We start from the raw sequence: 23,703 nt of genomic DNA, 5'->3' as shown, positions 1-23,703 counted from the left end.
CTTCCTCGACCCCACCCCCGCAGGTCTGGCGGCCCGCCTCACGACCGAAGCGCTGCCCGCGTCGGTCGAGGACGCGCTCCGGGTTGTCGTGCCGCTGCGCCGTGGTGGTCGGCTCGCACCACTGTTCTGTGTCCATGCCGGAATGGGCCTGGCCTGGGCGTACACCGGCATGGTCCGCCATCTCTCACCGGACCGGCCCGTGTGGGGACTGCAATTGCCCTCCCTCGGCGGCGGTCCCGAGTACGACTCCATCGAGGAACTGGCACACCGATACCTCGACGAGGTCCGTACCGTCCAGCCGGCGGGACCGTATCATCTGCTCGGCTGGTCGCTCGGCGGGCTGATCGCGCATGCCATGGCCACCGAGCTGCAGGACCGGGGTGAGGAGGTCGGGTCCCTTGTGCTCCTGGACAGTTACCCTGGCGGCGCGACGGCCGATCCCGAAGCCTTGGATGCCGGCGACCTTCTGCGTGGTCTGGGAGTCGACGGCAGCCCCGGCGAGGACGCCCGGTCTCTCACGTACGCGGACGTCGGCCGCCGTCTCGGCGAGTCCTACGGTCCCGCCGCGGCTCTGACGGCAGACCAGCTGCGGCGAATCGCCGAGGGATATGCCCGGTCGACCCGGCTGTCGACGAGATTCGCCCCGAGAGTCTTCCGCGGTGACGCGCTCCTGCTCACCGCAGCGGACAGTTCCCGCGCCGGCGGTGCGCCGTCCGTCAACGCCGGATTGGGCCACTCGATCACCGGCACCGTGCAGGACGAACGCGTCGATTGCGCACACAACGACATGATGCAACCGGGTCCGGCACGGGCGATCGGCGTACTCGTCGAAACCTACGTATCCGGTCGGGGCGGATAGAGCCGCGCGAGAGTGCCGCAGATTCCGCGAATGCTCGGATGCCGGTACAGCTCCCGCATCGGGAGAGCCGGAAGGCCGAGCCGCCGCATCATGCCGTCGGCCTTGATCGCGCACAGCGAGTTACCTCCGAGCTCGAAGAGGTTGTCGTCCAGCGACACCGGGACCCCCAGCACCGACTCCCAGATGTCGGTGAGCGTCTGCGCCGTTCCCACCTCGGCGAGCGGGCCGTCCTGCGGTTCGACGGCAGTGTGCGACACGGACCGCGGGACCGGCGCGGGAAGCCTTGTCACGTCGAGTTTTCCGTTGAGGGTGAGCGGCAACGCGTCGACCACCGTGATCGTGCGGGGCACCATATGCTCGGGTAGGAATCGGGCGACGCGTTCCCGTATCGCCGCGACCGTCTCCGTCTCGGTCTCCGTCGCCGACCCGGCCGCAACGACGTAGGCGTCGATCGCGATTCCGGCCGGGTCCTCCGGCCTCCCCGACGGCACCACGGCCGCTGCCGCGACGACGGGGTCGTCGAGGAGCACCGACCGCACCTCGCCGAGTTCTACACGGAACCCGCGAATCTGGACCTGGGAGTCCAGTCGACCGAGATGCTCGAGACGGCCGTCGTCACGGATCCTTCCGCGATCGCCCGTGCGATACCACCGGGCCCCGCCGGGTGCCGCGACGAAGCGGCCGGCAGTCAATCCGGGACGGTCGAGGTACCCCAGCGCGACACCGGCTCCGCCGACGTAGATCTCGCCAGCCACTCCGGGCGGCAGCGGATGACCGTTCTCGTCCGCGACCACCACCTCCCAGCCGGGTAGTGGATCCCCCACCGTTGGTGTTCCGGTCAGGCCGTCGCGCCGTGTCACGGTGTGCGCGGTGACGTGCACGGTGGTTTCCGTCGTCCCGAACATGTTCACCAGCCGGCATCGCGATTCCGGATACCGATCGAGCCACGGCAGTACCACACGAGGATCGAGGGTCTCGCCGCCGAAGACGACCAGGCGGAGCGCGGACAGCGGCTCGAGATCCCGGTCGGCCGCGGCCAGGTGCACGAACGCCGACGGCGTCTGACTGAGGACCGTGACGTGTTCGTCGGCGAGCACCGTGTGGAACTCCACCGGGGACCGCGAGATCCAGTACGGCACGATCACGAGGCGGCCACCGGACGACAACGCGCCCCAGATCTCCCACACCGAGAAGTCGAAGGCGGGCGAATGGAACATCGACCAGGTGTCGCCGGGTGTCGGCGCGAATTCGGTTGCGGTGGACGCCATCAGCGCCGGAACGGCGCGATGCGGAATCACCACGCCTTTCGGCCGGCCGGTCGACCCGGACGTGTAGACCACGTAGGCGGGGGCGCCGTCGCCGCCTACGGCCCAATCCACGTCACCCGGCACCGATGCCGACACCGACAGCTCCGCCGGCGTCACCACCGGTACGCCGTCCCACCCGCCTCCAATCTCGAGTTCGGTGACGACCAATCGGACATCGGCGTCACGCGCCGTGTACACGAGACGATCCGGAGGATGCCGCACATCCATCGGAACGAACGCCGCACCGCTGCGCAACACCGCAAGCATCATCACGACGAGATCGACCGACCGATCCAGGCAGATTCCGACCCGGTCTCCCGGCCCGACTCCGCGATCGTGAAGACCCCGTGCCGCCCAGATCGACTGTTCGTCGAGTGCACCGTAGGTCAGCGTGCGCCGGCCGTGGGTCACTGCGACCGCATCGGGACGCTCGTGCGCGTGCCGGGCGACGAGGTGCTCGATCCGCCCACCGGAGACAGGCGCTCGCACACCGGCACCCAGCGGCGCCACCGCCTCGCCGAACACACCACGTCGTCGGGGGGACGGGTCGCGAAGTCCGTTCACCACACGGGCGACCCACTGCCCGAACCGCCTGGCGGTATCGGCGTCCACAGATGCGGGGTCGGCGTAGACCTCCAGGGTGGTGTGCCCGCCGGTCTCGACTATCGGTACGAGTGTCAGCGGGAACGGCGCCGACTGGCAGGGGAGGTACGTATGTCCGGGGTCACGCAGAACCGTCTCCAGCACACCGGTGGTCGCATTGCTCATCTCGTCGATCTCCGCGGCAAACCGGGGCACTTCTTGTCGCCGTGCGCTTTCCACCTCGTCGATCAGCTCGGCGGGTGAACGGTTCCCGGAGGTGTCGAACGTCAGGTCGACCCGGTTCTCGAATCCGCCGAGCACTCGGGGTGGGCGCGTCCGGTCGCCCCGCCACATCGGGATCGTCACCGAGCGGAGGCCGTGGCATCTGCCGGTGACGACCGCGGCGGCAGCGGCCACCGTCGCTGTCACGTCCTCGCGGGCCCGGCTCAGCGGGTGAGTGGAATGCAATACTGCCGCGCTCCATCCACGCAGTGTCCGACCGTGCCGATGACGGCGAACGGGATTCGCGATCACCGTGTCGGCGCCGATCGCACCAACGAGCACGTCGCACAGGAGCGTGAGCGAGGCCGTGTCGAGAGCACGCCGGTCGGCGACCACGACCAGATCGGCTACCTGGTCGGTGTACCGCACCAGGACTGCACGCACCACCGGACCGTCGACCGCGACGGGCCGCCGGCACTCGGCGACGAGCCGGCGCCGTGCCTCCTCCGAAGCCGAGACGGCGGGCACGTCCTCCACCCACAAACGAGTCGGCCGGGTCGCGGGCTCCCACCAGCGACGGGACGCCGTGTCCCACCGCGCCGCAAGCGTCTCCGACCGCACCCCGCTGGGCAGGCGCACCGTCATCGCATGGCCGAACGACGTGCGCACCGGCTCGGACCTCCCCCAACGGGATTGGTGCATAGAGCAATCCTAGTCGAGAAACGCGCGGCGACCTGAGCTTGTGCCTCCACCGCGAACGCGCGCGAGTCGCCCTCAGCGTGCTGTGAAACCGCCGTCCACCGTCACCACGGCACCCGTGACTCCACGCGCGTCGTCGGACGCGAGCCACCGCGCCGCTGCCGCGACCTCCCCCGGTTCGACGAGCTTGTTGGTCGGCTGGGCCTGCACGAAGACCGACTCGTGCTCGTCGACGCCGACTCCCAGGGAGCGCGCGATCTCCGCGAGCATCCGCCCTTCGTACTCACTGCTGTCCCGCACCGATCCCGGGCACAGTGCATTCACCCGGACCCCGTTCGGCGCGTAGTCGAGGGCGACGGCCTTGGTGAGGCCGACGAGGCCGTGTTTGGCCGCGACGTACCCGGCGAAGTGGCGATACCCGACGAGTCCGGCCGTCGAGGCGACATTGACGATGCTTCCGCTTCGCTGGGTCACCATGATCCGGCCGACCGTCGCGATCGTCCGCCACGCCCCGGAGAGGTCGACGTCGAGCATCAGACGCCACTCCGATTCGGCGATGTCGTGCGCCACCTTCCCGGACGGTGCGGCGATGCCCGCATTGTTGAGCAGCACGTCGAGACGACCGAATCGTTCGTGGGCCACCTGCACCGCGGCCCTGATCTCCGTGAGCTCACGGACATCCACCGCCTGGGTCACCACCGTCGCACCGTGCTCGCGGCACAACTCGGCGGTGTAGTCGAGCTGACTCTGCGAACCGAGTGGGTACGGCACCCCGGGCAAGTTCCGGGTGATGTCGACGAGCATGAGATCAGCCCCGGCCGCTGCGAACTCGACGGCGCACGCACGGCCGATCCCCCGCGCCGCGCCGGTCACGAAGGCCGTCTTCCCGGCGAGGTCGGCGCTCACCGAGCGCCCTCGCCGAGTTGCGCGGCAAGCAGTCGTACCAGCGCGTGCGGGTGCTCGGCAAGATACATGTGCCCGCCGTCCACCTCGAGCACCGAAGTCCCGGCGGTCGTCGCCGTCGCCCACTCCGCCACCTGAGCGACGCCGACGAGGTGATCGCTACGCCCGCGCAGAGCCGTGATCGGGACGTCCAGCGGCGGATGCGGTGGCGGCCGATAGTTTTCGTGCATCTCGACGTCGGCGCGGACGACGGGCAACAGCAGCTCCCGCAGTTCCGGGTTCGCCAGCGCGGGATGGGAGTACCCGGCCAGATCACCAACCTGGGCGAGGAACTCCGCATCCGCCAACGACGACGCCCGGATTTCCCGCACGGTCGCCGGTCCGGGCGATCCACTCACGAACAGGCGGGTCAACGCGACGCCCCCGTCGGCGGTCAGGCGGTGCGCCAGCTCGTAGGCCAGGACCGCACCCAAGCTGTGCCCGAACACAGCCACCCCGGCAGACTCCCGGACGACCGGCAGCACGCGCGGCGCGATGTCGTCGACGGCGGCATCGACCGTCGTGAGCAGGTCCTCACCGAAGCGTTCCTCGCGGCCGGGGAGCTGCACCGGGAGGATGTCCAGCCCCCGCGGCGCATAACCCTGCCAATCGCGGAAGAAGGAGGCGCCCGCGCCCGCGTACGGCAGGCACACCAGTGTCCCAGGTACCATTGTCGCCTCCTTCCACGACGCCGAGGAAGACCGATTACCTTCGACCCTAGGCCGCGCTCCCTCCCGGTGTGGGGATTCGTGTGCACCCTCCGGTGCTGCGTCGCAACCGTGGGACAATCCGAATTTCGGTAAAGTATCTCTGGCGCACGAGTTCAGATGACGTTCGGCCCCAATGCCGCACTCCCCCAGCATTTCCGAGCAGAGCGTTGCCCGTCGTCATGTGCGGAGCGAAGCACCTGGCGAACCGGTCGGACACTCTCCCGATCCAGCCCGGTCGGCAAATTGTATCAAACTGATTTGATGCATCTGGTGTTACCCTCGCGAGGTGGTGCTGTTGCGTCAACCCGTCCCGTCATTCGTGCAGCTGGCCGCTCATCCGCTGCGGTGGCAGTTGTTGGCGGTGCTGTCCGGCAGCGACTACCGGGTCCGCGAGATGGTCACGCTGGTGGGTGAGTCGCAGAACCTGATCTCCTACCACCTGCGCCTGCTGCGCGACGGTGGGCTGGTGACGGCCACACGCAGCACCTTTGACGGCCGCGACAGCTATTACCACCTGGATCTGGATCGCTGCACCGAGATGCTGGCCGGTACCGGCACCGCACTACACCCGACACTCGGCCGGACCTCCACACCCCCGCCGTTCGACCCGAAGACACCCCTCGCCGTGCTGTTCGTGTGCAGCGGCAACAGTGCCCGCTCCGCGATCGCGGAAGCTCTGATGCGCCAGCACACCAGCGGCCGAGTCGACGCAATCAGCGCCGGCACCTGCCCCAAACCGGGCATGCATCCCAATACGGTTCGGGTGCTGCGAGAAGAGTTCGGGATCGACATCTCCGACCAGCATCCCCGCCATCTCGACACACTCGCCGACCGCCGGTTCCAAGCGGTAGTCACCCTGTGCGACAAGGCCCGCGAAGTCTGCCCGGAGTTCGGCGACGACACGCACTGGATCCACTGGAGCATCCCCGACCCGACCCAATGCGGCACCGGCGAGGACACCTACCCGACCTTCCAGGCCACCGCAGCCGAGATCGACACCCGCATCCGGTACCTGCTTCCGACCCTCACCACCGAACCGTGAATAGGAGTGCCCGATGACCCCATCCGACGAATACGCCAGCGTCCGCTACCTCGTCGACGACGTGCCCGCAGCCATCGACTTCTACACCAGCCACCTCGGCTTCACCCTGCACACCAACCCCGCCCCCGCCTTCGCCGACGTGATCCGCGGCCCCTTGCGACTACTGCTGTCCGGCCCAGCCAGTTCGGGTGCGCGCGCCACCCCCACCGACGTGACCGGGCCGGGCGGCAACCGTATCCACCTCGTCGTCAGCGACCTCGACGCCGAGATCACCCGACTGCGCGCTGCCGGTGTCGCCTTCCGTAGTGATGTGGTCAGCGGGCCGGGTGGTCGCCAGATCCTGCTCGCCGACCCCGCCGGCAATCTGATCGAACTGTTCCAGCCCACCGCCCATCGGTAGGCCTCCACACCATCGTCAACCGAATCGTCACGCACAACCGCTTCCAGAGGAACGTCGGGACAGCGTGTCACACGACCTGACATCCTTGCCCGACTCGGCGTCGATGCCTCTGCGGCGGGTCACCATGGCCGAGATCAGGCCGGATGCGACCACAACCTGCCCCAACATCAACGACGCCGGCAGTATCAACAACTCCCACCCCGTCGAACCATAGGCCTGCGACCACACCACGATCGCGATGGCCAGAATCCACGTCAGAACCTGTCCCAGCGTCATCAACGCGCCGGCCCACCTCAGATCGGTGCGTCGGACGAGCCCGATCGTGCCCGCGACCGTCCCTACCAGCGCGGCGATCAGCCCGACCGGCGTCGGGAGCAGAACCATCGGGCCGAGAAGTGGTCCAGGCTCCACCATTCCCGTTCCTACCAGTTGCGGCACGACGAACAGCCACACCGACACACCGCACAGCACTGAGACGACCGATACGCTCGTGAGCACCTTCATCGCATCAACCTAAACCAGACTTCGGACTCACTCCGGCCGTCCAGGTGGCGCACGGTCAGCCGATCTCGCATGCGGCGACCGCGCCGCCGGATGCAGGAGGCCTGCTTGTGGATCGACACCGAATCGCGGTTGGCTACGGGCGCCAGACCTGGACGAGCGTCGGTATTCTCGAAACATGGGCAAGCCCACGGTCCCGAGCGGCACGGTGCACAGAGTGCCGGCGGATCTACGAAAGGCGTTGGCCGACGACGGCCCGGCGCTGGCCGCGTGGAATGACATCACACCACTGGCACGCAATGAGTGGATCTGCTGGGTCGAGGATGCCAAGCTCGATGAAACCAGAGCGCGTCGCATCAGAAGGACGCACACCGAACTGGCTGAAGGCAAGCGGCGCCCGTGCTGCTGGCCTGGATGCAGCCACCGGGAAAAGACCGGTAGGTAGAACCGTGATCGACCGTTTCCCGTGGTCGATCCCGTTGGTCTGTCGCGGTGGAACGCCGATGCGTGTGGCGAGGCGGCTCTGTGTGACGCCGAGTGGCAATCTCCAGAACCACTACGGACTCGCCATCGCCGACATCACCCCGCTGACAGCATGACAAACGCTCGCACTGAATCCACGGCTCGCCCGAAGTGGGAATGCCCTGCCCTCGGCGGTGTCTGCGGTTTGGCTGACAGGGCGAGCCGGGTCGGATACAACTGAGAGGGCATCGACAGTGACGCGGGCAGATCACCCTCGCGATGGGACCGGCAGACACCACATGTCCGGTGGCCGATGCGTTCAGCGAAGGAGCAAACGTTCGTGCTCGAGAACGAAATCCACCCCGTGGTCCGCATCCCGTCCCCGCCCGCCGATCCGCCGCCGATCCGACAAGCGACTCGCCCGGACCGGTCACCGACCGTTGCCACTGGCCAGTGCGGGGCCGTGCGGCGACCCCTGGCCGACGCCGATCCGGATCGACAACCAGTGGACACGGACCCGAGCACATCCTCGTCGATACCCGACGATCCGATCATCTGGCCCGACCCCAGCCCGCTCGCCGACTGGTGGGACCAGGTACTCGGCCGGCCCTCGACCACCTGAGAGCCCGCGGACCTACTCGAAGGTGTGGAATCCCGGCCGCCAAGTGTCGTCGTCTCTGCGGAAAGCACGGTCATCGCGGGTGCGGTGTGCTCTGCTGGGACCACACAGAAGCGGGGAGGTGCGGTGTGCGAGCTGGGGTCGGTGGACTGGTGCCGATGAGCCCGACCGAGGCGATGTTCGTGCTCTTCGAATCCCCATCGCACCCGATGCACGTGGCTACCCTGACCCTGTTCGATCCCCCACGCGGCACCGCACCCGGTGCCCACGCCGCCGAGATGGTCGAGCGCTTGCGCGCCCACGCCGAGGTGGCGGAATTGTTCCGCAAACGTCCCTCCCGTCCGCTGCACGGGTATCCGTGGTGGCGGCTCGACAAGCACATCGATCTCGGATATCACGTGCGGCACACTGCCGTTCCCGGTGAGGGCACGATGGCCGAGCTGCTGTCGCTCGTCTCGCAGATGCATTCGATGCCGCTCGATCCCCAGCACCCGATGTGGGAGATGCACGTCATCGAGGGCCTGACAGACGGGCGCACCGCGGTGTACACGAAGTTTCACCTGTCGCTGACCGACGGAGCCTCCGGAATGCGGCTGCTGCACCGCGCACTCACAGTCGAACCGGACCTCCATGACTGCCCGGCGCCGTGGAGCCCGTCGGTCGCGGCCCCCACTCGCCATCCCTCCCGCAACCCCCGCGGGGTGCTGCGGTCCGGCCTGGTCACCACGCGGGAGCTGACGGCAACCGTCCCCACTCTGATCCGCGCCGGCTACCACGGCCTGACCGAAGAACACCTGACGTTGCCACTGCAGTCCCCGCCGACGATCTTCAACGCCCCGACCGGCCGCGCCCGCAAGGTCGCCGCCCGATCCTGGCCCCTGAACCAACTGCGCCGCCTCGCCGCCTGCACCGGCGCCCCATTGGATGTGGTCGTGTTGACGATGTGCGCGGGAGCCCTCCGCGCATATCTGCTCGAGCAGTACGCCCTCCCCGAGGCGCCGTTGACCGCGATGCTCCCCGTCCCGCTCGACCTCGGTGAGTCGCCCAGCATCGGGCCTGGCGGCAACCGAGGGATCGGCGCAATGGTGGTGTCCCTGGCCACCGACGAAGACGACCCACTCACCCGCCTGGCGCGGATCGCCGACTCCGTGGCCCATACCAGTGGCATTGTCGCCGCCCTGAGCCGAACCCAATTCCAACTGGTCAGTGCCCTGATGTTGAGTCCGATCATGCTCGACCCGGTCCGCCGGGTCCTCGACGACATCCCGCCGCCGTTCAACGTGATGATCTCCTACACCCCGGGACCGACCCGCCCGCGGTACTGGAACGGCGCCCATCTCGACGCCGTCTACCCGATCCCGACCCTCGCGCGCGGCCAGGCGTTGAGCATCACCCTCACCAGCCGGTCCGGGCAGCTGCACGTCACGGTCGTCGGCGACCGCACCGCGGTCCCTCACCTGCATCGGATCATCGGGCACCTCGACACCGCCCTGACCGACCTCGACACCGCGGCCCGCACCGCCTCCCCCTGACACCCGGATCGTTCGCGGGGGCACGAATTCGTTTCAAGCTCAATCGCGACCTCATGTCAGGGGTCGGAACCGCGCAGCTGCGGCGGATCCTCGCCGCCGACATCGGCCACCCCCATTGCCTCCGACGGACAGGGGGAGCAGTGTGAAACACGGGGAAATGACCGGCGACGCCGCGTCGGCGCCGCCCAGAGGAGAAGGGTGCCGATCGTGTTCGCACGCTCAACCACAATTCAAGCGCATCCGTCGTACATCGACGCCGGGATCAAGCACGTACGTGACACCGTGATGCCGGCGCTGGCGGACACCGAGGGCTGCCTCGGAATGTCCCTGCTGGTCGATCGCGACTCGGGCCGGTGCATCGCGACCAGTTCGTGGCGGGACGAGGAATCGCTACGCGCCAGCGAGGGACCGGTGCTGAAGCTGCGTGACGACGCAGCCAAGGTCTTCCACGGCACCACGGAAGTGTCGCGGTGGGACATCGCTGTCATGCATCGCGACCACCATTCGGATCGCGGAGCCTGTTGCCGGGTCACGTGGATCAAGACCGAGCCGGCCCACATGGACCGCGCCGTCGACGTGTGGAAGATGGCCGCACTACCCAAGATGGAAGAACTCGACGGCTTCTGCAGCGCCAGCCTGATGCTCGACCACGCCGCGGGTCGCGGGGTGTCGTCGCTGACATTCGACAGCGCCGAGGCGATGGAACGCAATAGGGACCGCATCGACCGCATCCGGGACGAAGGAGTTCGCGAGGCGAACTCCGAGGTGCTCGATACTTGCGAGTTCGAGCTGGCCATCGCGCATCTGCACGTCCCCGAGATGGCGTGAAACTGTCGAACTGCCGAACTGTCGAGAAGGACAACCCCATCCTGTTCTTGCGGCTGCCGCACCGGTGGCCGTCATTCGAGACGGACACCGACGACGAGAAGCTTCAGGCCACAGGACGGGGCACGCGCGCCCTTACTGCCCGGTCGGTCCAGCGGATCGGCGACGGCTCGTACCGCCGCCGGTCCCCGACTGGGCACACAGCTAGAAGTCGACCCCGTGGCCCTCGAGCCACCGCGCGGGGGTGAACCACGGTGTATCGAGGTGGTACTCCTTGTCGAGGGCGTCCAAGATCGCATGCGCGTCCGCCCCGCGGTAGCTCTCGTACATTCGAACATGAAGTCCTGAACGCTTTTTCACTGCATCGAACAAAATGCCGTGACGGAACAGAACCGTCGAGGAAGGGCGCACCACGATGTTCCCGCCGCGGTCGGCCGCACCTCCGTCCACAACCTCCAGACACAACACCATGCGGGGATCTGTCGAGAGCACGACAAGCAGCAAATCCATATCGTGAGGTTGCGTCACCCCGTGCCATGGCCTTTTCCCCTCCGTACCGCCGACTGCAACACAGTCGAGCGCCCGACGCCAGGGCCGACCTTCGACGATGTGCAACCGGCCACCGGACCTCAGCGGCGGAAGCGGACAATCCCCCGCCGACCCGGATGCGGAGACATGCGTAGTTCCGTGTTCGGTCGTCATACTCCCGGCGTGCCCGTCGCCATCCGTCCCGAAACATCGGACTGCCCCCGCACACGCCGGATCCGCGAACGCCTCCGCCGAGTCTCCCGTCCACCGCCCTCATCGCGTGCCTGCGGAGGGTCGGCGTAACAGGGAGGTTCTGCGCTCGATAGATCGAGTATGGACAGACGACGCCCGAATCCCGACACCACACTGGGTTACCTCGAGCAGCTCCCCGTCCTCGTGCTTCTGGACAGGCTGCCGGTGCCGGTCCTGGCTGTGGCTCAGGACGGTCTCGTCATCTACATGAATCGGGCTTTCGAACACATGCTGGGGTATCCGCAGGGCGCGCTCCGCGAGTGTGTGATCGGAGACCTGGTCCACACGGTGTCTCCGCCTCGATCGGCCGTGACGGAACTGCACGAGTCGGCCGGCAAGATCGTCGCGCTCACGCATCGGGACGGTTCCACCGTGCGCGCCGCACTCAGTCGGTCAACGCTCGAGCGACACGACGACCCGGTCATGCTCGTCTGCTTCCAGGATGTGACCGAACAACTGTGGGGCGGCGGCCGCGTCCCGCACTTCGAGTGATGTGCCAGCGCCACGCTGTCGGCCGGCCCTCGAAGTCTTTACCGGAGATGTCTCACCGGCATTCGTACGGGCGTGGTGCGCATGACGTGGCGGGCGCGGATATTTCGCAATGCCACCATTTCGTCGTCGCGATCGCGGTGAAGGGTACGTGCGGTGGTTGCCGTGCGGATGAAGTTGCCGATCTGCCGGATCGCATGGTCCGCCTCGGGAATGAGGTCGGCGGCCGCCTGGAATACATGGACCTGGCGGTCCCACACCTCGAGGGTGACCGGCACCCCGGCGGCCGCGAGGCGCTCGGCCATCAGCTCCGCATCCGGGTAGAGCATCTCGGTGGACCCGACCTGGATCAACACCGGCGGCAGGCCGGCCAGGATGCAGTCAACCGGCGAGATGCGCGGTTTCCCGGCAGTGCGGCGGCGAGCGCCCTGATCGGGCAAGCCGGCGAACGTGGTGAGGACCGAACGCGGAAAGACCGGACACCGGTCGGCGCCCGGGTGGGCAAGCTTCCCCGCGGGATCCATGTCCGTCAGCGGTGACAGCGCGACCAGGCCCGCCGGACACGGCAGGTGCAGGTCGGCAAGCGTCAACGCCGTCATGAAGGTCAGGTAGCCGCCGGCGGAATCACCGGCGATCACGATCTTCTCCGCGTCGAACCCCTGCCCGAGCAGCCAGCGGTAACCGTCGACCCCGTCGGCAATGGCATCACGGATCGGATGTCTGGGCATCATCCGGTAGCCGACACTGAGCACCGCGGCCCCGGCGGACGCGGAGATCCGTGAAACCAGCCGGCGGTGGGTATTCAACCCGCAGGTCAGGAAGCCGCCACCATGCAGGTACAACACCACTGTCGCTGTTCCCGTGTTGCCGGCGTCGATCAATTCGGCGTCGCAGTTCTCGAGGCGCACTGATTGGCGGCCGACCCCACGGAGGGGCGGGACGATTCGGGCGGCGGGGTCTATCAGTCCGGCCGGCCACAGGGGACTCGGCCACTGGGCCCACACCGCGAGCAGCGGTTTGACCGTCATCCGCAGTGCGTGCGCCAAAACCTGTGAGCGGAGGCTGGCCCCGGGGAAGAAGTCGGGCTTCGAGCCCGAGGGCGCGGGAGTCCGGGCCGCCACGCCTTCGACTACTGCGTCGAACGTCACCGGGACCTCGTCCCCGCACTCCTGCACGAAATGCGCTAGGACGGAATGAAACAACGCATCACCATACATCGGCGGGCCCACCGTCTACTGTGTCAGGCGCGTGCAAGCCGCAACGCTCCCCCGGGCATCAGGAAATCCGTGCCGTGACGCGCCGACCTGGTGCCAGGCCCGTCGCGACCACTGTGCGTCGGGGATGCAATGCCTCGATCCCGTGGACCTGACACTGAAACAAACTGCTTGTCTGTATCTTCGCGATGTTACATACCGTAAGATTGTTTGTAAAGCAATCGTGAAGCCACACAGGACCGTGGAGTCATCAGATGTCAGCGATCAGGCAGAGTGCAGCTGGGCCAAAGATCTGCCATTGGGCTACAGGCAGATCCGGGATCGAGAGGTATCGGATGAATCCCAGGATGACACCACCATCAGAACAGGACCGCCGCGCGTTCCGCCGGAATCAGCACCTCCGCGGCCCGGGCCGCGATGCCCTCGTGCCGGTATTGCTCATGATGCAAGGGGACGCAGGTCGCATCGAGGGGCGGGCCGATGGAGTCTGAGAGAATGACACAACAGTCCCGCGCCGAGGCGACACGCCGCGCGACCATCGAGGCGGCCGCGGAGGTGTTCGCGGCGAACGGATACGCGAACACCAACCTCGCCGACATCATCAGCCACCCGGGAATCTCCAAAGGCGCAGTCTACTTCCACTTCACCTCCAAGGAGACTCTCGCGCGGGCGACGATCGACGAACAGCACGCGACGTCGATGGCGGCGTGCCGGAACCTGTTGGACACAGCTCTTCCGCCGCTCGAATCGCTGATCAGCATGTCACTCCTGATGGTCGACCAACTACTGACGAGCCCCCTCACACGGGCCGGAGTGAGGCTCACCGGCGAGATAGGCGATGCGCGCGGGACGGTAACCGATCCCCATCGGGAGTGGGTGGAGCTGGTGGCGACGATCGCCGATCGAGCGATCGATGCCGGAGACCTCCTCCCGGACACAGATTCCGAAGATTTCGCCAACTTCCTCGTCGCCGCGTTCGACGGCGTCCGAATGTGGTCCACCCACGGGAACACAACTCGAGATCTCCCGATCCGTACCGAGCAACTGTGGACATTCGTCCTGCCCGGGATCGTCGACGCCCCCCACGTCGATTACTTTCGCGAGTATGTCCACCGCAGATGGGGTCACGCATCACTCGACACCGAGTGAGACATCGAGAACGATCGACACCGCAGCCGACCTGACCACCCCCGCGACCCGTCCGCGTGATCGGCCACCCTTGGGAACTTCTCTGCTCTGTGAGCCCAACGGTCGAGAGGACGTCGTAGATCGCCGACCACCACCGATTCGGGTGCGACTGTGACAGTTGTTATATTCCAGTAACTTTGGTTGATCGCACTTCATCCGCCTTCCACTCCCGTACCGCGTTCCGCTCCGGCGACCCGCCGTACGCTCCACCCTGCCCAAAACCACCATCAACGCCACTTTTCTCGCACCACCGAGATGTGGACCGATGGCCAGTGATCGACGGACGTCATGCACGTCATGTCGGCGGACCCGCGTCCTGCTGACGGCGTTGATGAAACCGCTCGCGCTGCTCATCGAGCAAGATCACACCACGACACTGGACGCGGTGATGTTCACGGGCAATCAGCAGTCGTACCGACGTGGTCCGCCGTTCCAGCTCGGCCGCGCGCCTGGCCGCGTTCTCATCGTCGAGCAGGTACGCCGCGGCACGGTCGCAGTCGATCAGGATCTGCTCGTACGCGAGCCGGACCGGCTCCCGTCCGTCGAGCCGAGACACCGCCACGTCTTCGATCAGTTGCAGCGGAAGCCGCGCAAGGCGGTAGTTCACGCGTAGAAGGGCCAAGGACAGGGAGCCGAGTGTCACACGCGGAATCGTAAGCTCGGCGAAAGCACTTGCGGATAGGGTCTTTAGTCCCGTTGTTGATATCCGCGCCTTCCGCGGAGCGCTCATGCCGTGTGGGTTACCGTCTGGATCGCCAAGTATGAGCCATCGGCCCCGAAGCCCACCGGCGACCTCTCCAGGCAGGCACCGGAGCCAATCGGATTGGGCCCCAGCTCCTCCCCACGCGCGGAGTCCCTACCTCGACCAGGGATGACAGCGGCTCACTTCATCGTCCGACCCTCCGATCCAGATCACAGCACCCCGTCAACGCGGAGAAACTCCCGCTCGCGGTCGATGTCGGTTACCGCGAGTCACACCGGACGGTTTCGGGACTTTCCCGAACATGGACGGTTGCCTAGTGGCGCTCCCGACAGGAATGCGGTACAAACGAGCCCTGCAACTCAATTGTGACCCAAATCACTCATAATCGTTACCGGAGGAGACAGACAAACCTCGCAGGCGGCCCCGCCGATCCGACCCGACATCGCCTGCACCTACCCCTTGCGAAAGGAGCATGGAATGCATCCCTCGCTACCCACGAAGCAGTGGATACCCGACGGTACAGAACGCCTCACACAGCCAGTCATCGGTGCCGGTGCCTCATTATCCGTAGCCATGCCCGCGTGGATGGTCACCAACTCACTGTGGGCCACCGCGGCGATCGTCGCCGCGACATTCGCCAGCCTCATTGCGGCAGCTGTGATGCTCCGACCTTCTCCATGACCCACGCCCCGAAGACGCCGCCCGCGCGGCGTCCCATTCCACGTCGACGGATGACGGCGACCGGAAACAGGCCGACGTCGACCGCATCCCGCCGACATCCCAGGAATCGTAAAGGCCCGGTACAAATATGCCTTGGACTGTTGTGGTCATCGCCGTGACGTTGATCGTGGTGGTCGCCTCTCTCAGCGCAGCGCTCGCCGCGGATGCGATGTCGCACCGTCACGGATATGAACCCGAACCGTCGAGTGTCGGTGGACGAGGCTCTGCCCCCGGTCCGACCACCCAGCTCCGCCATCCCCGCTGGCGCCGGACCGCTGTGCGGGCCTGGACGATCTGTGGTGCCGCCTCGGCGATTGCGATTGCACTCGTCGGATTGCTGATGTCAGCTGGTTGAAGGCAGGTCCGCCGTCCGCGCCACCACTGCCTGCCACCTGTCGGAGAGCCCGACTTCGAATGCGAAGACGTATCTGATCTGCGCGGCCGCAATCCTTTTCATCCGACCTCTACGACGGAGGCGCCGGCCAGGGATGGTCGGGGCTGATGATCTTCACGATCTCAGCGAAGAAGTTCCACACGCCCAGCGGGTCGACGTTCGTATTGACCAGCATTACCACCGTCTTGCCCTCGGGCGGAAGGTAATAGGCGTAGGTCTGGTAGCCCGCGATATTTCCGTTGTGGCCGATCCAGCCGTTCTGGTACTCGACCCCCAGTCCGTACATCGAACCCGTACCTTCCGACGGTGCCGGCTGAAACTGCTCCCGCTCGCGCTGAGTTGCCGGCGAGAGCAACGTTCCGGTGGCCAAGTCGCGCACCCACACACGCAGGTCGTCGAGGGTGGAAATCATGTTTCCCGCACCGAATCCCCAGGACGGGTTCCAGTCGGTCGCGTCCACCGTTTCGCCGTCAGGTGTTTTCGTGTATCCGTGAGCGTGCGGTGACGGAAAGGCCGCATCGGTCGGGACCGATGTGTGGCCGAGATTCTCGGGTCGCGCGATGTACTCGTCGATATACGCGTTCAGCGGGTGGCCGGAGACCTCCTCGACCACGAGACCCAGGAGCGCGGTATTGGTGTTGGAGTAGTCGAACTCGGTGCCCGGTGCGAACAGCGGTGGACGGCTGAAACTGATTTCGAGCAGTTCCTGAGGCGTCCATTGGCGCTGCGGCTGACTCGGGAGCGCCGGGATCACCACGTCCGAGTAGTCGGGAAGCCCACTGCGCATGGCCGCCAACTGGCGGATGGTGATCGTGTCCCCGTTGGGGACGTCGGGCACATATCTGTCGATCGGATCGTCGAGGCCGACCTTTCCCTGATCGACTAGCTGCAGCACGGCGGTGGTGGTGAAGGTCTTGGTCACGCTGCCGATGCGCATGAACAGGTCGGGCGCCATGGGGTCGCCGGTGGCCGTTTCGCGCACCCCGAACGCCTGGACGCAGGGCTCGGCGCCGTCCTGCCAGACACCGACGATGGCCCCGGGAATCGAGGCGTGCTCCATCGCCCCCGGAATCGTCTCGGTGAGCTGTGCACCGGGCCCGGCTGGTTGAACTGCCGACTCACCGCATCCCGCCAGTCCTGTCATCGAGAGCGCCAAGACGGCGACGATCTGCCGCCCCGAGAATGTTCGTGCCACCCCTCTCCCCAATCCGTGCGTTCGGTATCGATCTCTTGAAGCTTGCCTCATCGGCTCCGCCTTGGATCGGTTTCGGGAGTCCGATTTGAGGCAAACGCCCCATGCGGCCACGGAACCGGCGGGCCGATGATCAGGGCATGACAAAGCGAGTTCAGGAATCACTGAGATCACCCGACACGACCGCATCGACATTGGAACCACCGACCGTGGGGCGGGTCGATGCAGTCGACGTGAGCCGGCAGGCCGGGGCGCGGCGGATCCTCCAGGAGCTGTCGCTGTCGGTCGAACCCGGCGAGTTGGTCGCCATTGCCGGCGGCAGTGGAGCAGGAAAGAGCACGTTGCTGGAAATCCTCGCGGGACTGCAACCACCGTCCGCCGGGCAGGTTCGACACGACGGCGTCGTTCGCGGTGCCCGAGTCAGCGCCGATTCCCGTATCGGCTACGTGCCCCAGGACGACATCATCCACCTCGAAATGCCCCTGCGCCGCACGCTGCGGTATGCGGCGCGGCTCCGGCTGCCCGCGGGCACATCGGCGGCCGAAGCGGACCGGATAGTCGAGGAGACCATGCAGGACCTCGACCTGGCCGATCGGGCCGAGGTGCCGGTCCGTGCGCTGTCCGGCGGCCAGCGCAAGCGGGCCAGTATCGCCGTGGAGCTACTGACCCGGCCACACCTCTTCTTCCTCGACGAACCCACCTCCGGGCTCGACCCGTCCACCGCAGCCGACGTGATGCGCCTGCTGCGCCGACTCAGCCGGCGCGGGGTCACGGTCGTCCTCACGACGCATGAACCGGCCGGCATCGACCGGTGCGACCGGGTGGTGTTCCTGGCTCGCGACGGCCACCTGGCCTTCACCGGCAGCCCGACCGAGGCTCGGCGCTACTTCGGTGTGGAGGATCTCGCCGAGGTGTACGACCGGCTGGCTCGTGAGCACACCCCTCAGATCTGGGCCGAGCGATTCGCGGACAGTGCTGGAACGTCGGAAGCCCCGCCCGGATCGGCGCTACCGTCTGTCCCGCCCATCGCGGCCACCCGATCAGACCTCAACCGCACAGGCATGGTGCGGCAATGGTGGCTACTCACACGACGCAATGTTGATGTCCTCCTTCGCAACCGGTTGACCCTGGCCGTCCTGCTCGGCTCTCCGGTGCTGGTCACGGCGATGATGGCGACGCTGTTCCAGCGCGGCGCGTTCGACCCGCGTAGCGCAGCCGACCTCGGCCCGGCCCAGATCGTGTTCTGGATAGCATTCGCAGGCTTCTTCTTCGGCCTCACGTACGGCCTGCTCCAGATCGTCGGGGAGATGGCCGTCTTCCGGCAGGAACGACTGGCCGGGCTCAGCGTGGGCGCCTACGTGGCATCCAAGGTGACAGCGCTGCTTCCGGTGCTGGCTGGAGTGAGCGCGCTGCTGCTCGGTGTTCTGCGGGCGCTCGGTCGGCTCCCCGCCGTCGGATGGGACGTGTCCGCCTTCCTGTTCGTGACGATTGTGATCGAGGCGACCTCGGCGCTGGCCCTCGGCTTGCTCGCCTCGGCCGCGGTGTCCAACGCCGCGCAGGCCGCCCTCGCCCTGCCGATGCTCTGCTTCCCTCAGGTTCTGTTCGGGGGCGCCATCGTTCCCGTCGACGAGATGGCCATCCCGGGCCGCCTGATGAGCCTCGGCCTATCCAACCGCCACGCATTCGAAGCATTGGGTCGCGACCTGGATCTCGACCGGTACAGCGCCACGCTTCCGGCGATGTCCGCATACGGCGACACCTTCCACGGAGGCACCGGCGCCAGCCTCATCGCGCTCGCCTCGTTTGCCGTCGCCCTCACGCTCGCCACGGTGTGGGTCCTGGACCGGCGGTCCCGGCCCGGCGCATCTCGGCGATGACGACCCCGCACGGCCGGTCCCACCAGATGGCGGATGCGTCACTTCCCCACGGCCGCATTGACCGGGAAGCCCACCAGACCCCGATCGATCGCGGCGAGACTGGCCTGCGTGCGGTTGTTCACCCCGAGCTTGGTGTAGACACGTTCGACGTGGTTGCGTGCCGTTTTCTCGGCGATGAACAGTTCGGCGGCGATCTCTCGGTTCGACCGGCCCTGCGCGACCAGTCGCAGGATCTCGACCTCGCGGTCGGTCAGCCCGGCAGGCCAGGGCGTCCGCCGCGACAGCCGCTGCCCGGCCGCCGACAGCACGGCTGCCACCGACGCGGCGTCGAGGCGTCCGGCGCGCGCCTCCTCTCTCAACCGATCGGCAGCGCCGCGAGGATCGAGCGCCGGCCGGTGTGGACGTGGCTCGAGCAGTCCCTGATAAGCCTCCGCCGCGGCAAGCAGCCGGTCCTGCGCGGTCAGCTCCGCGCCGGCGATCCCCCGGGGAAAGCCGGACCCGTCGATCCGTTCCCGGTGCTTCATCGCGACGGACACCACCGACTCCAAGCCGTTGACTCGGCTCAGTATCCGGCCGGTCAGATCCGGATACATCCGCACCCGTTCCCATTCAGCCGTGGTGAGCGGCCCCTTCTTCTCCCAGATCTGGTTGGACACTCCCATTTTGCCGAGGCTGTGCACGAGGCCGGCACGGTAGAGATGCGTGATGTCCGACGGCGACATGCCCAGGTGGCGGGCCGCCCCGGCCACCAGGTTCGCGACACCACGCGAATGCCCCAGAGTGAACGGAGATTTGAGATCGACGAAATCGGCCATGGCCCTGAGCAACTCGTCGCTCTCGTCGGCCTTCAGGGTTCGATCACGATCGGGTGCTCGAGCCAACGCCGCAACCCAGACGTCTATTTCGAGCAATCCGTCCACGATCGCCGCCGCGTCACGTTCGAATACGTCCGCCACGGCCGGGCTGAACTGACTGCCGCGCCGGGAACGGAGAACGCCCTTCGCGTGCTCGAGCCCACCCGTCCGCAGATGCACCTCGACGACATCTGCAACGTGAGCGATGTGGATCTCGACCGGGATACCCTCTCCGCGACAACCGTTGGGCAACCCCCGGCCGTCCCAGCGCTCGAAGACGTAGGCCAGCGCCTTTCCGACCTGCCCGTCCAAGCCCATCCGATCCGAAAGGACCCCGGCGGAACTGCAATGCGAATGGATCAGTGTGGCAACCTGGCTGCGAGCCGCGACCAGAAGGCCGGCGGCACGGATGCCGCGTTCCCAGCCCGGCAATCCGCGTCCCACGTGACTCATCATCAGGCGCAGAAACGGCAGGCCGGTCATGTCGACCGCGTAAGTGTCGGCCCGGAAGGCAATGTCGTCGCCGAAGAGTGCCGAGAGTTCGTGGGAGTCGGCGTGACAACCGATCCACCCGACCAGATTGGCGTAGTACACGGTAGCTCGCTGTTGCGGGCCGAGTCCCATCCGCTCCGCGATCCGTGTCGCGATCAACGACGACCGAAGCATGTGTTCCATCGGTTGACCCAGACCGAGGTCGATCGCCAGCGATACCGCGGCCAGCAGTTCGGCTCTGCTCAGACCTGTTTCCGAACCGGGCAGCGTCCCGTGCGGGTGCATCTCCCCATTGTCCACCTGAACCTGAACACGGCCACACCTGGAAGCAACCAGAAAAGACAGGTACCCACATCCGCCGAACGACCCATGTGAAAGCGCGCAGGTCAACCCACAATTGTGACCAACCGATACACCGAACCACAGCAAGGAGGCCACCGGACAAAGCTTCCGACCCACAACTTCACTCGCAGTCACGCAGGCAGCACACCCGCGCAAACAGGCAACATGCGCCCCCTTATGAGGGATCAGTGCTGCACCCAAGGACGCACCGCCGACCGGTGCGTGTCGGGGAAAGGCCCGCCCGTGCGAAGCACCCCCCACGGGCGGGCCCACTCCGTGTCTACCGCCTCGGCAAGCCCGAAGCTCACCCTCCAGCCTTTTCGTACAGTTCCAGGGGACCCGATGTTGCCCCATTCGGGCAATGCCCACCTCGCAAACTGGGTAGGGTCCGATTCCATGGCTGACCAGGGGAAGATCCGGACCGTGGTGTGGGGCACCGGGAATGCAGGACGGGCCGCGATCCGCGCGATCGACGCACATCCCGGACTCGAGCTGACGGCGGTGATCGTCGCCAACCCGGAGAAGGTCGGACGCGATGCCGGCGACCTCGCCCGCTTGGGCCGCTCGGTGGGGGTGGCAGCAACCGACGACGCCGATGCCGTGCTCGCGACGTCCCCCGCCGCTGTCGTCTACGCCGCGTCGGGTGACATCCGCCCGGACGGTGCGGCGGCGGACATCACCCGCGCACTCTCCGCCGGGGCCGTCGTCGTGACCCCGTCGATCTATGCGCTCTACGACCAGCGCAACGCGCCGGCCGAGTTGCGCGACCCGATCGAGGCGGCCGCGAAGTCCGGCGGCGGCGCCCTGTTCGTGTCGGGCGTCGATCCGGGATGGGGCAACGACATCCTGGCGATCCTGCTGACAGGCCTGGCCGGCACGATCGATCAGATCCGTTGCCAGGAGATCTTCGACTACACCACGTACGACCAGCACGATTCCGTGCGGTACCTCGTCGGCATGGGCCAGCCGATGGACTACGAACCGCCGATGGTCGCGGCGACGGTACCGACGATGGTGTGGGGCGGCCAGATTCGGCTCATCGCCCGGGCCCTCGGTGTGGAGCTCGACGAGATCCGGGAGACCCTGCTGCGCCGGCCGCTGGACGAGACGATCACCACCGATCTCATGGGCGAGTTCGAGGCCGGCACCCAGGGGGCGCTGCGTTTCGAAGTCCAGGGCATCGTGGACGGCGAGCCTCTGATCGTCATCGAGCACGTCACGCGGATCCACCCCTCGTGCGCCCCGGACTGGCCCGTGCCGCCCGACGGCGGGGACGGCGCTCACAAGGTGATCATCGAGGGACGACCGCGCATCGAGGTGAACGTGGAGGCCACCGACGAGGGCGGCAACCGAGCGGCCGGTGGCAACGCCACCGCGGTGGGGCGCCTGGTCAACGCGATCCCGTGGCTACGGACAGCCGCGCCGGGGCTCTACGACGCCCTGGACGTCCCGCTCACCCCCGGTCACGGCAAGCTCGGCTGACACCACCCAGAGGGGACACCACCCAGAGGGCCACACTTAGCCCTTGCACTAACCATTGTCGCGGTGGATACTTTGCCTTATGGCTCAGTATCCGGAGCAGCTGAACGGCATCTTCCAAGCGCTCGCCGACCCCACCCGGCGGGCCGTGCTGGGCCGTCTGAGCCGGGGCCCGGCGACGGTCAGCGAATTGGCGAAACCGTTCGACATGGCCCTGCCCTCCTTCATGAAGCACATCCACTTCCTCGAGGACAGCGGATGGATCCGGACGCACAAGGAGGGCCGCGTACGGACGTGCGCGATCGAGAAGGAACCGTTCACGGCCGTCGAGGCATGGCTCGCGGAGCAACAGGAACTGTGGGAGAGCCGCACCGACCGACTCGAACAATTCGTCACCGAACACACCGTCACGACACCCGCAAAGGACACACCGCGATGACCGACACTGCGAGACCCGATCTCGACCTCACGATTTCGCGCATCATCCGGGCACCCCGTCCGGTCGTGTGGCGCGCCTGGACCGACCCCGCCAGCTTCGAGCAATGGTGGGTCCCCGCGCCGTCGCGGTGCCGGGTCGTCGACATGGAACTACGCCCGGGCGGGGCGTTCACGACCCAGATCAGTGAGGACGGTGGAGAATTCGTGCCGCACATCAGTGGCTGCTTCCTCGCCGTCGACGAACTCGAACGCATCGTGTTCACCAACTCGCTGGTCGGTGGCTGGCGACCCGCCGAACAGCCGTTCATGACCGCGATCATCACGTTGAACGACCATCCGACGGGCACGGAGTACGTCGCCCACGTGATGCACAAGAACAACGCCGACCGCAACACCCACGAGGAAATGGGCTTCTACGACGGTTGGGGCACCGTCACGGAGCAGCTCGCCGAACTGGCCGAGCGACAGGCGTAACGGAGGAGGCCGACAACGAACAGGCCGTCGTGGCCAACGACGACGAGCTGGCGGCGTACCTCGAGGATCTGAAGAGCCGGCCGGGCAAGGACATTCACCTGTCCGGCGGATCGTCCTTCGCGCGATCGGTCCTCGCGCTGGGGCTGGTGGACGAGTTCTACTTCTTCGTCTATCCGGTCTTGTCGCCCGGCGTTCCCTGGTTCTCGGAGATATCCGACCAGCGTGACCTCCGACTAGTCCGAAGTTGCGATGGGTTTGTCCTGGTATTTACGGCTGAGCTGCAGCGGAAGCATGAGACACACCCATTCTGTAGTCACTAAAATGATTGCCACTATGGTAGCCGTGGAGTAAAATCAGTTCATGGC

Annotated in this window: 24 protein-coding genes; 15 read left to right on the top strand and 9 right to left on the bottom strand. The window is 66.8% G+C overall.

From position 1 onward, the window contains the following. Positions 1 to 859: alpha/beta fold hydrolase (locus G9373_RS38530; RefSeq protein ID WP_167120237.1), on the top strand; the 859-nt coding region annotated here is incomplete at its 5' end. On the opposite strand, the gene G9373_RS38525 is transcribed toward G9373_RS38530, so the two are convergent. The 3 genes from G9373_RS38525 to G9373_RS38515 all read right to left on the bottom strand — a co-directional run bounded on the left by G9373_RS38525 (position 835) and on the right by G9373_RS38515 (position 5,282). Next, positions 835 to 3,639: a non-ribosomal peptide synthetase gene (locus G9373_RS38525; RefSeq protein ID WP_133986856.1), complete on the bottom strand. Its 2,805-nt coding sequence runs from the start codon at positions 3,637 to 3,639 to the stop codon at positions 835 to 837. The genes G9373_RS38530 and G9373_RS38525 overlap by 25 nt on opposite strands. Before the next feature lie 105 nt (positions 3,640 to 3,744). Next, the gene (locus G9373_RS38520) at positions 3,745 to 4,575 is read right to left on the bottom strand and encodes an SDR family oxidoreductase (protein WP_005260922.1); all 831 of its coding nucleotides are present in this window, start codon (positions 4,573 to 4,575) and stop codon (positions 3,745 to 3,747) included. After that, positions 4,572 to 5,282, bottom strand: coding sequence for an alpha/beta fold hydrolase (locus G9373_RS38515; protein WP_167120234.1), 711 nt, complete (start codon positions 5,280 to 5,282; stop codon positions 4,572 to 4,574). The genes G9373_RS38520 and G9373_RS38515 overlap by 4 nt, the downstream gene beginning before the upstream one ends. 325 nt (positions 5,283 to 5,607) lie before the next feature. Between G9373_RS38515 and G9373_RS38510 the strand changes: the two genes are divergently transcribed. Continuing rightward, positions 5,608 to 6,363 carry an ArsR family transcriptional regulator gene (locus G9373_RS38510; RefSeq protein ID WP_005562491.1) on the top strand — a complete coding sequence of 252 codons (756 nt, stop codon included), beginning with the start codon at positions 5,608 to 5,610 and terminating at the stop codon, positions 6,361 to 6,363. Between the two features lie 13 nt (positions 6,364 to 6,376). Continuing rightward, the gene (locus tag G9373_RS38505; protein ID WP_133986603.1) at positions 6,377 to 6,763 is read left to right on the top strand and encodes a VOC family protein; all 387 of its coding nucleotides are present in this window, start codon (positions 6,377 to 6,379) and stop codon (positions 6,761 to 6,763) included. Between the two features lie 27 nt (positions 6,764 to 6,790). Here the strand turns inward: G9373_RS38505 and G9373_RS38500 are convergent, their stop codons facing one another. Further along, positions 6,791 to 7,267 carry a hypothetical protein gene (locus G9373_RS38500; protein ID WP_005562487.1) on the bottom strand — a complete coding sequence of 159 codons (477 nt, stop codon included), beginning with the start codon at positions 7,265 to 7,267 and terminating at the stop codon, positions 6,791 to 6,793. Positions 7,268 to 7,442: 175 nt separating this feature from the next. On the opposite strand from G9373_RS38500, the gene G9373_RS38495 reads away from it, so the two are divergent. The 4 genes from G9373_RS38495 to G9373_RS38475 all read left to right on the top strand — a co-directional run bounded on the left by G9373_RS38495 (position 7,443) and on the right by G9373_RS38475 (position 10,705). Next, positions 7,443 to 7,709: a YdeI/OmpD-associated family protein gene (locus G9373_RS38495; protein ID WP_005562485.1), complete on the top strand. Its 267-nt coding sequence runs from the start codon at positions 7,443 to 7,445 to the stop codon at positions 7,707 to 7,709. Positions 7,710 to 8,066: 357 nt separating this feature from the next. Further along, a complete protein-coding gene (locus tag G9373_RS38485; protein WP_007298717.1) occupies positions 8,067 to 8,348 on the top strand; it encodes a hypothetical protein in 282 nt (93 codons plus the stop codon). A gap of 155 nt (positions 8,349 to 8,503) precedes the next feature. After that, positions 8,504 to 9,877 carry a wax ester/triacylglycerol synthase family O-acyltransferase gene (locus tag G9373_RS38480; protein WP_005562483.1) on the top strand — a complete coding sequence of 458 codons (1,374 nt, stop codon included), beginning with the start codon at positions 8,504 to 8,506 and terminating at the stop codon, positions 9,875 to 9,877. 198 nt (positions 9,878 to 10,075) lie between these two features. Continuing rightward, entirely contained in the window at positions 10,076 to 10,705 is a 630-nt protein-coding gene (locus G9373_RS38475) for an antibiotic biosynthesis monooxygenase (protein WP_007298715.1), read from the top strand. Positions 10,706 to 10,906: 201 nt separating this feature from the next. On the opposite strand, the gene G9373_RS47925 is transcribed toward G9373_RS38475, so the two are convergent. Then, positions 10,907 to 11,032, bottom strand: coding sequence for a hypothetical protein (locus G9373_RS47925; RefSeq protein WP_257237409.1), 126 nt, complete (start codon positions 11,030 to 11,032; stop codon positions 10,907 to 10,909). Positions 11,033 to 11,563: 531 nt separating this feature from the next. On the opposite strand from G9373_RS47925, the gene G9373_RS38465 reads away from it, so the two are divergent. Next, positions 11,564 to 11,974, top strand: a complete 411-nt coding sequence (locus G9373_RS38465; RefSeq protein ID WP_167120231.1) for a PAS domain-containing protein — start codon at positions 11,564 to 11,566, stop codon at positions 11,972 to 11,974. A 38-nt stretch (positions 11,975 to 12,012) separates the two neighbouring features. Here the strand turns inward: G9373_RS38465 and G9373_RS38460 are convergent, their stop codons facing one another. Beyond that, positions 12,013 to 13,119: an alpha/beta hydrolase gene (locus tag G9373_RS38460; RefSeq protein WP_346842903.1), complete on the bottom strand. Its 1,107-nt coding sequence runs from the start codon at positions 13,117 to 13,119 to the stop codon at positions 12,013 to 12,015. 561 nt (positions 13,120 to 13,680) lie between these two features. Here G9373_RS38460 and G9373_RS38455 point away from each other — a divergent pair. Further along, positions 13,681 to 14,334, top strand: coding sequence for a ScbR family autoregulator-binding transcription factor (locus G9373_RS38455; RefSeq protein ID WP_043793355.1), 654 nt, complete (start codon positions 13,681 to 13,683; stop codon positions 14,332 to 14,334). Positions 14,335 to 14,668: 334 nt separating this feature from the next. On the opposite strand, the gene G9373_RS38450 is transcribed toward G9373_RS38455, so the two are convergent. Then, on the bottom strand, positions 14,669 to 15,016 hold the full coding sequence (locus G9373_RS38450; protein WP_133986601.1) for a hypothetical protein: 348 nt from the start codon (positions 15,014 to 15,016) through the stop codon (positions 14,669 to 14,671). Between the two features lie 868 nt (positions 15,017 to 15,884). Between G9373_RS38450 and G9373_RS38445 the strand changes: the two genes are divergently transcribed. Beyond that, positions 15,885 to 16,151 (top strand): hypothetical protein, encoded by a 267-nt coding sequence (locus G9373_RS38445; RefSeq protein WP_206033363.1) that lies wholly within the window; start codon positions 15,885 to 15,887, stop codon positions 16,149 to 16,151. Between the two features lie 109 nt (positions 16,152 to 16,260). Here G9373_RS38445 and G9373_RS38440 read toward each other — a convergent pair whose 3' ends face one another. Beyond that, positions 16,261 to 17,385 (bottom strand): serine hydrolase domain-containing protein, encoded by a 1,125-nt coding sequence (locus tag G9373_RS38440; protein ID WP_005572690.1) that lies wholly within the window; start codon positions 17,383 to 17,385, stop codon positions 16,261 to 16,263. Positions 17,386 to 17,591: 206 nt separating this feature from the next. Here G9373_RS38440 and G9373_RS38435 point away from each other — a divergent pair, with 206 nt between their 5' ends. After that, the gene (locus tag G9373_RS38435) at positions 17,592 to 19,259 is read left to right on the top strand and encodes an ATP-binding cassette domain-containing protein (RefSeq protein WP_120659194.1); all 1,668 of its coding nucleotides are present in this window, start codon (positions 17,592 to 17,594) and stop codon (positions 19,257 to 19,259) included. A 38-nt stretch (positions 19,260 to 19,297) separates the two neighbouring features. Here the strand turns inward: G9373_RS38435 and G9373_RS38430 are convergent, their stop codons facing one another. Then, the gene (locus G9373_RS38430) at positions 19,298 to 20,890 is read right to left on the bottom strand and encodes an HD domain-containing phosphohydrolase (protein ID WP_005572693.1); all 1,593 of its coding nucleotides are present in this window, start codon (positions 20,888 to 20,890) and stop codon (positions 19,298 to 19,300) included. 453 nt (positions 20,891 to 21,343) lie between these two features. Here G9373_RS38430 and G9373_RS38425 point away from each other — a divergent pair, with 453 nt between their 5' ends. From G9373_RS38425 to G9373_RS38410, 4 genes are all read left to right on the top strand, one after another. Continuing rightward, complete coding sequence (locus G9373_RS38425; protein ID WP_133986599.1) at positions 21,344 to 22,429, top strand: dihydrodipicolinate reductase; 1,086 nt, start codon at positions 21,344 to 21,346, stop codon at positions 22,427 to 22,429. Positions 22,430 to 22,508: 79 nt separating this feature from the next. Continuing rightward, on the top strand, positions 22,509 to 22,865 hold the full coding sequence (locus tag G9373_RS38420; RefSeq protein ID WP_005572695.1) for a metalloregulator ArsR/SmtB family transcription factor: 357 nt from the start codon (positions 22,509 to 22,511) through the stop codon (positions 22,863 to 22,865). Beyond that, positions 22,862 to 23,338, top strand: coding sequence for an SRPBCC family protein (locus tag G9373_RS38415; protein WP_005260903.1), 477 nt, complete (start codon positions 22,862 to 22,864; stop codon positions 23,336 to 23,338). The genes G9373_RS38420 and G9373_RS38415 overlap by 4 nt, the downstream gene beginning before the upstream one ends. 29 nt (positions 23,339 to 23,367) lie before the next feature. Next, positions 23,368 to 23,658, top strand: a complete 291-nt coding sequence (locus tag G9373_RS38410) for a dihydrofolate reductase family protein (protein ID WP_346842902.1) — start codon at positions 23,368 to 23,370, stop codon at positions 23,656 to 23,658. Positions 23,659 to 23,703: the final 45 nt, after the last annotated feature.

Origin of the sequence: Rhodococcus sp. A14 (assembly GCF_011603105.1) — a bacterium.
Lineage (GTDB): Bacteria > Actinomycetota > Actinomycetes > Mycobacteriales > Mycobacteriaceae > Rhodococcus_F > Rhodococcus_F opacus.
The sequence above is the reverse complement of the archived record's forward strand: the minus strand, read 5'-3'. Positions and strand labels throughout refer to the sequence as shown.